This window comes from Clostridium sp. AF27-2AA (assembly GCF_003478505.1).
In the GTDB taxonomy this organism is placed as follows: domain Bacteria; phylum Bacillota; class Clostridia; order Lachnospirales; family Lachnospiraceae; genus Brotaphodocola.
The window spans coordinates 3,791-5,328 of record NZ_QUFI01000065.1 but is presented as its reverse complement, the minus strand read 5'-3'; the positions used below and the strand labels follow the sequence as shown (position 1 = coordinate 5,328).

General features: G+C 46.2%; 4 protein-coding genes. All 4 read right to left on the bottom strand.

Annotated features, from left to right (window positions below; genetic code table 11):
- On the bottom strand, positions 1 to 564 hold a 564-nt coding region (locus DWY84_RS17005), incomplete at its 3' end, for a relaxase/mobilization nuclease domain-containing protein (protein WP_147522588.1).
- On the bottom strand, positions 525 to 848 hold the full coding sequence (gene mobC, locus DWY84_RS17000) for a plasmid mobilization relaxosome protein MobC (protein WP_117567902.1): 324 nt from the start codon (positions 846 to 848) through the stop codon (positions 525 to 527). The genes mobC and DWY84_RS17005, both read right to left, overlap by 40 nt.
- Entirely contained in the window at positions 848 to 1,036 is a 189-nt protein-coding gene (locus tag DWY84_RS16995; RefSeq protein WP_117567903.1) for a hypothetical protein, read from the bottom strand. The genes mobC and DWY84_RS16995 overlap by 1 nt, the downstream gene beginning before the upstream one ends.
- Positions 1,037 to 1,074: 38 nt before the next feature.
- On the bottom strand, positions 1,075 to 1,236 hold the full coding sequence (locus tag DWY84_RS17515; RefSeq protein ID WP_181968394.1) for a hypothetical protein: 162 nt from the start codon (positions 1,234 to 1,236) through the stop codon (positions 1,075 to 1,077).
- Between the last annotated feature and the right edge of the window lie 302 nt (positions 1,237 to 1,538).

Sequence of the window (1,538 nt, the reverse complement as noted above, 5' to 3'; positions counted from 1 at the left end):
GACATAGCTTTTCACTTTCCCCTGCTCCGCCTGCTTCAGAATCTGGTACGTCTCTTTTTTCCATGCCACTGTTTCCTCACGCTCCGCTCCTTCAAAGGTCTTTCCCTTTTCTGGGATGTGCAGCCCCTGATCTTGGCTCTGGGCGTTGCACCGCTCCTTCAGTTCCCGAAGATCAGCACTGCTCCACTGGAGCTTGTGCCCGTCCTCAAAATTGACAGAATTGACGATAAAGTGCGTATGGATATGTTTTTTGTCCTTATGGGTAGCCACAAGCACCTCAAACCCTTTCCATGCCGACGTATTCTCTGCAAGCTGTAAGGCGTTCCTGTGTGCCTGCTCCGGCGTGATTTTCTCGTCTTTATGGTAGCTCTGGACAAAGTGCTTGTATGTCCTTCCCCCAGTTTTCTCCCATAGTTCCTTGGTAGCCTGCATTTCCTCCTTTGCCGTCTCTGCTTCACAATGCAGACCGCTGACAAGCTTCTCCTCTGTCTTTTCTTCTTTCGTCACATAGTCAATCGCCTGTCCTATGCCTGCCTTTGAAGATACCGCCTTAATAACTGCCATACTTGCTTCAGCTCCTCCCCTTGTTCCCGCACCTCGGATTCACTTGGCAGCACTCCGCCCTCATTACACCGCTTTGCTATCTGGTTGAGGTTGTTCCCGATCCGCTTCAGCTCCGGGATAAGTTCCTTGATTCCGTCCGTATTGACGATTTTTTTATCCAGCACGCAGGAAAGGATATATTCCTGCTGGTTCTTCCCACTCTCCTGCACCCTCTCCTGCAACTTCTGGTATTCTTCCTCGTTTACCCGGAAGGATAACTGCTTTGGTCTACTCTTGTTTGCCATTACTCGATTCTTTCTCCTGTCTCATCATCATACTTTACTCGGTTCGGATGCAGCCGATATAGTTCTCTTTCCAACAATTCTCGTGCATAGTCATTCCCGGTCAGTTCCTCCTTACCTTTATCCTCTTTCACTGCAAACAATCTTTCGGTATCTTCATCACTCAAATAAAATTCAAATTTTACTGCCATGGCTTATATCTCCTTTCTGTTTCGATTGGCTCATCCCTTTACCACTCCATATCCATGACATCAAGCAGGTCAAAGAAACGCTCCAGTGTCTTATTTTCTTTTTCTGACGGATTCTGTTTCACGTACTTATCAATTACTTTCATCAGCTCCTGCACCTCGTATCTGTACTCAAACTGAATTTTATCCATTTCTTTTTTCATGCGTTTACCTCTCTTTCTTCGGTGCTGCCATCGTACATTATGAGCCTTTCGGCTCTCTAAAAAGGGGGATTGAAGGGGGGCTTGCCACCCTCACAAGTTCTAAAGTGGTAACACTTTAGGGAACTTGCAATATATCCACTACACATATTATAGTATAGTGGTAGCACTTCTGTCAAGCGGATATATTCGTGCGTATATTCTGCCAAGAATATAGTGGAGCTTACTTCCTCTTGGGCGACTTTGGAAGTGTAGGAGGAAGAAAGTCAAGGGCTTGTTTTTTATCTGCAGTATGAGCTTCAGCC

Bases quoted from the DNA above. Each gene is read 5' to 3' on its own strand.
- DWY84_RS17515 (WP_181968394.1), bottom strand. From the start codon at position 1,236: ATGAAAAAAGAAATGGATAAAATTCAGTTTGAGTACAGATACGAGGTG.
- DWY84_RS16995 (WP_117567903.1), bottom strand. From the start codon at position 1,036: ATGGCAGTAAAATTTGAATTTTATTTGAGTGATGAAGATACCGAAAGA.
- mobC (WP_117567902.1), bottom strand. From the start codon at position 848: ATGGCAAACAAGAGTAGACCAAAGCAGTTATCCTTCCGGGTAAACGAG.